This is a genomic window from Stieleria sp. (assembly GCF_041595215.1).
Classification (GTDB): domain Bacteria; phylum Planctomycetota; class Planctomycetia; order Pirellulales; family Pirellulaceae; genus Stieleria; species Stieleria magnilauensis.
Genome location: NZ_JBFHKV010000653.1, coordinates 1 through 4,904, shown reverse-complemented (window position 1 = coordinate 4,904; position 4,904 = coordinate 1). Strand labels below are relative to the sequence as shown.

At 58.9% G+C, this 4,904-nt stretch carries 3 protein-coding genes; 1 reads left to right on the top strand and 2 read right to left on the bottom strand.

Going from position 1 to position 4,904, the window contains the following annotated elements:
- The coding region (locus ABX749_RS21865; RefSeq protein WP_372897852.1) for an anaerobic C4-dicarboxylate transporter family protein at positions 1 to 1,200 on the bottom strand (1,200 nt) is incomplete at its 3' end.
- 234 nt (positions 1,201 to 1,434) lie between these two features.
- Complete coding sequence (locus ABX749_RS21860; protein ID WP_372897851.1) at positions 1,435 to 2,841, bottom strand: sulfatase; 1,407 nt, start codon at positions 2,839 to 2,841, stop codon at positions 1,435 to 1,437.
- 130 nt (positions 2,842 to 2,971) lie between these two features.
- On the opposite strand from ABX749_RS21860, the gene ABX749_RS21855 reads away from it, so the two are divergent.
- On the top strand, positions 2,972 to 4,904 hold a 1,933-nt coding region (locus ABX749_RS21855), incomplete at its 3' end, for a serine/threonine protein kinase (protein WP_372897850.1).

The window sequence follows — 4,904 nt, the reverse complement described above, 5'->3', positions numbered from 1 at the left end:
CGTGGCAATCTGGCTGCCATTGGCGGGAAAGAAGTGGATCCCAATGACCGCCAGCCACGAAGCGACAATCATCGCCGGTGAGATCCCCATGGCAATTGCCACCGGCGTAACGATCAGGGTGGCCGTGGACTGGCTGGTCGTCAACGCCGCCGTCGCATAGTAGGCGACCGGCAGTACCCAGACACGCTGTTCCACCTGTCCCAGCATCACCGACGACAGCAACTCGTTGTGCGCGCCGATAAACGTATTCGCCATCCAGGCAATTCCCATCAACGCCAGAACAGACACCATCCCGGACTGAAACACGTTGCTGCTGGGGATCGCTCCGGGATTCACCTTGCCGATCAACATGATCACGACCCCGGACACCATCATGACGATGGCGATCAGTTGGGTCATAGCCATGGGTTTGGTCGAGCCATCCGACAGTTCGATCTGTGGCCGGAGCGAATCAACGAAACCGAACAAGACCACCAGCAGGATGCCAGACAGGAACACATACACGCTACATTTGGCTCTCGTCGTTATCTGCTCCAGATCGGGCGGTGTGTAATCTGGTTTCTGAACTTCGCCAGCTTCCAAACGCTTGAGAAACCGGGGATCGCGGTCCAACTCCTTTCCCACTCGGTTTTGAATGAACGCGGCCACCGCGATGCTAACAACCGTCGAAGGCAACACGATCAGGAGGATCTGGCTCAATTCAAATCCCAGCGGGGCCACGAGGCCCAGCATCACGGCCATCGCCGCGGAGACCGGGCTGCTGGTAATCCCCAACTGAGAGGCTTCCGGTGAGAGTGCGAGAGGTCGTTCCGGCCGGACTTTGTTGTTGTACGAGGTCTCTTCGATCACTGGCAGGAGCGAGTAGTAGACATTCCCCGTACCGGCACCGATCGTAAAGATCCATGACACGAAAGGAGCCAGGTACGTCACAGATTGCGGCCGGGACCTGAGAATGCGGTGTGCGATGCCGACCAGATAATCGATCCCGCCGGCAGCTTGCATCGCACCGGCAGCCGTGACGACCGAAAAAATGATGGTCATCGCCGCGATGGGAAAGCCACCTGGCTCCAGATGAAAAAACGTGGAAAGCAGCAGCACGCCGATGCCGCCCCAGAGTCCCACGGCGACCCCGCCCATTCGAGATCCGATACCAAGACAGCCGAGCACGACCAGTCCCTGCGCCAGGATTTGCCAGTTCATGGCATGCTCTGCAGGCAAGTCAACGAGGGGCATGGGAACTCATTTGCTGCGACCGACTCGACGTGTGTGCGGTTCAAATGTGATGCCGGCTCGGTGCTGGTGCAATGGGACACAGACGGTTTAAGAGTTCCTGACTCTAACGTTTTCGATGTTTGTTCGCGATGAAGCCCGGAAACAGAAGAGTTCCATCTGTCCAATTGTCTATCGATCACCGAACCGGTTCATATCAGCCGATCACTTGCCCTTGTGTTCACGGAGCGACTCGGCCAACTCTTTCGACACTTTCGGACGATCCGATCGGATGTCGTGGTTTTCCCCGGGGTCGGCGGTATGATCGTACAGCATGCTGCCGACGAATTGATTCTTGTCGATGTATTCACTGTAGCGCAGTTGATCCGTGCGAATCGTGTCTCCGGTTCCGAAGCGTCCGATGGCGAACGGTTTGCCCGATCGGCTTGGGTCTTTCATCAAGGGGGCGAAACTGTTGCCTTGCACGTGGTCGGGCGTTGGCAGACCCGCCAGATCGCACAGCGACGGGTAGATGTCGATGAATTCCGTCAGCGCGGCGGTCCGCGTGCCGGGTTGCACATCTGTTTGCGACGGCGCCGCGACGATCAACGGCGCGTGCATCGAGGTTTCGAAACAGGAGTGTTTGTTCCACATGCCGTGTTCGCCCAGTTGCCATCCGTGATCACCCCAGAGCACGACGATGGTGTTGTCGGCGAGATGAAGTCGCTTGAGACTGCGTAGCAGCTTGCCGACATTGGCATCGGCGAAACTGACGCAGGCATAATAGCCGTGGATCAGCTTTCGGGCTGTCAGGCGATCGACGGGTTTTGACGGATGGATTCCCGCGTAAGCGCGCAATTCACCCGAATTGTGGACCGCCCGAGGCGGCAAATCGGTCGGCAGCTCGTAGTTGTCGGGCACGTCGATCTTGTCGAAGTCGTACAGGTCGAAGTACTTTTGCGGTGCATTGAACGGCAGGTGTGGCTTGAGCAGTCCGACGGCCAGGAAGAAAGGCTGGTCGGGCGACCGCGCGAATCCTTCCAGGTATCTCACTGCCTGATTGATACAGTCGCCGTCGGGATGATCGGCATCGCTGGATTCGGACGCTTCGAATGCCGGGCCGCGATGTTTATTTTTGTTTGGCCAGCTGCGTTTGTTTTCTGCGATCGCTTCTCGCATCGCTTCCACGTTTTGGTAGCCCGATTGCTTCGATCGCCACGCCGGCTCACTCCAGCCGTCGGCGTGATCGTTGATCTGGTGCAGGATCTTGCCCAGGCTGATCGTGGTGTAGCCGTTGTTCTTGAAATGGGTGTGCAGCGGCAGAATTCCCGGTGCGTCTTTCTCCGCCCAGGCCAGGTGGGTGACGAAGCGGTTGGGCGCCGGGCGAATGCTGGTGAACAACGAGGCGCGTGACGCACCACACGTCGGCACCATGCAATAGGCTCGCTCGAACAACACGCCACGGCTGGCCAAGGCGTCGATGTTGGGAGTGTGCATCGACGTCTGGCCATAACACGCCAGCTGCGGACGCAGATCATCGATCGCGATGAACAACACGTTCGGCCGATCCGCTGCAGGGAGCCAATGGCACATCAATAGCAAGGCGAGAACAATCCCGGTGTGCCTGATCATCAAAAATTTCCTGTTCAAACGAAATGTGTACAATAGGTTGTCATCGCACTCGTCGTGGCACCACGCTTCGCAGTGGTGCGGTGCTTCGCGGTGGCACGATGCAATATTCTATTGGCTGACGGTGTTTTCGATGACGAATGATTCGAAAAATGGTCGTCCTGACCAAATCGATGCGGTTTGCCGAGAATTCAAGCGGGCGTGGGTCGTCGGCGAAAACCCTCGGATCGAAGATTTTGCCGAGGGGATCGAAGCGGCGAATCATTCCGAAGCGATTCGCCAGCTGTTGCGCATCGAATTGGATCTCCGACACGCGGCGGGTGACCCGGTCGACCTGTCAACGTATCGCAATCGATTTCCGGCCACCTTGGATTCGATCATCATGACGGATCAACAACTGCCGCTGACCGAAGCCCTCGGTGCGACTCGGGGGCGCGACACGGACGGCGATTTCACGATCAATCCCAACGGCGGTGAACTGCGACGGCTGGGGCAGTACGAGTTGCTCGAGCGGATCGGCCGCGGTGGGATGGGAATCGTCTTTCGCGCCCGAGACGTCAAGCTCGGCAAAACGGTCGCCGTGAAGGTGTTGCCGCTGAACTCGGCGGTGATCAGTCCCTCGGCGCTCGCCCGGTTTCAAATCGAAGCGAAGGCTGCCGCACAGTTGGAGCATCCCCATGTCGTCACCGTGTTCGCATCCGACGTTGACGACGGGATCTATTACTATGCGATGCAGTACATCCGGGGACAGAATCTGGCCAAGCGGATTTCGGAGTTTCGCGAGGCGGGGTCGTCCCAGGGAGGGTCAGACGGTCTGGCGCGGAAATCGACGGTCAAGATTCAAAACCAGTCGACCGATCGCGGTTCCGGCGACGTTGCCGGATCTCACCGCAGCGACCGCTCCGGGGCGCGGCTCGCGGATCGATCTTATGTGGCGACATTTGCCCGCTGGGGAATCCAGATTGCAGACGCGCTGCAGCATGCCCACGATCTGGGGATTGTCCACCGCGACATCAAGCCGTCGAACCTGCTAATCGATGAGCAGGAGAATTTATACGTCGCGGACTTCGGATTGGCGCAGGTGCAAGGGGAAGCCGAGTTGACCCAATCCGGGGACGTGATCGGCACGTGGCGTTACATGAGTCCGGAGCAGGCATGCGCGCAACGGCTGGTGGTCGATCATCGTTCCGATCTTTTCTCGTTGGGGGCAACGCTGTATGAGTTGTTCACCCTGCGTCGAGCGTTTGACGGGAAAACGCGCGCCGAAATTCTGCAACAGATTGCGTATGACGATCCGGTTTTGCCACGCAAGATCAATGGCGATCTGCCGGAAGAACTGTCGATCATTGTGATGAAGTGTTTGGCCAAAAACCCCGACGAGCGGTACCAGACGGCCGGGGAATTGGCAGATGATCTACGGGCGTATCTCCGGGACGAACCGATTCGGGCCCGAAAGCCCACGCTGTCGCAACGGTCCAGACGATGGGCACGAAAACATCGCTCCTTGGTCAACTCGCTGGTCGTTGCATCGGCCATCGCCATCGTTGCGTCGATCGGTTCGTTGACCTATGCCGTCCAAGCGGAAACCGAATCTCGGATCCGTGTGGAAGCCAAGAACACAGAACTGGCGGCGGCGCTCAACGAATCCGAAGGTCGTCGGTTGATCGCGCTGGCGGCGCTCGAACTGCCCCACGATCCCAATCTGTCCCTGGCGCTCGCCGGTGAAGGCGTGCGGCGTCATCCCGATGCGGAGGGCCGAACGGCATTGTTGGCCGCGTTTGACGCCAATCATCAGCGGTTGTTCTTGGACAACGAATCGGACGTGGGCGAGGCTCGATACAGTCCCGATGGGAAACGGATCGTCACCGCGGCACCCGCGACGAAATACTTCGCCGGCCCGCTGCCGGCCCGCATCTTTGACGCGCTGACGGGCAAGCCGCTGTTGGAGTTGCAAGCCGAGACGACGATCACCTCGGCGGTCTTCGATCCGACGGGCCGGCGCGTCTTGACCACATCCTGCGCCGGTGGCGCGCTGAGTTTGCCAGAGGAAAAACTGGCGGAGATTT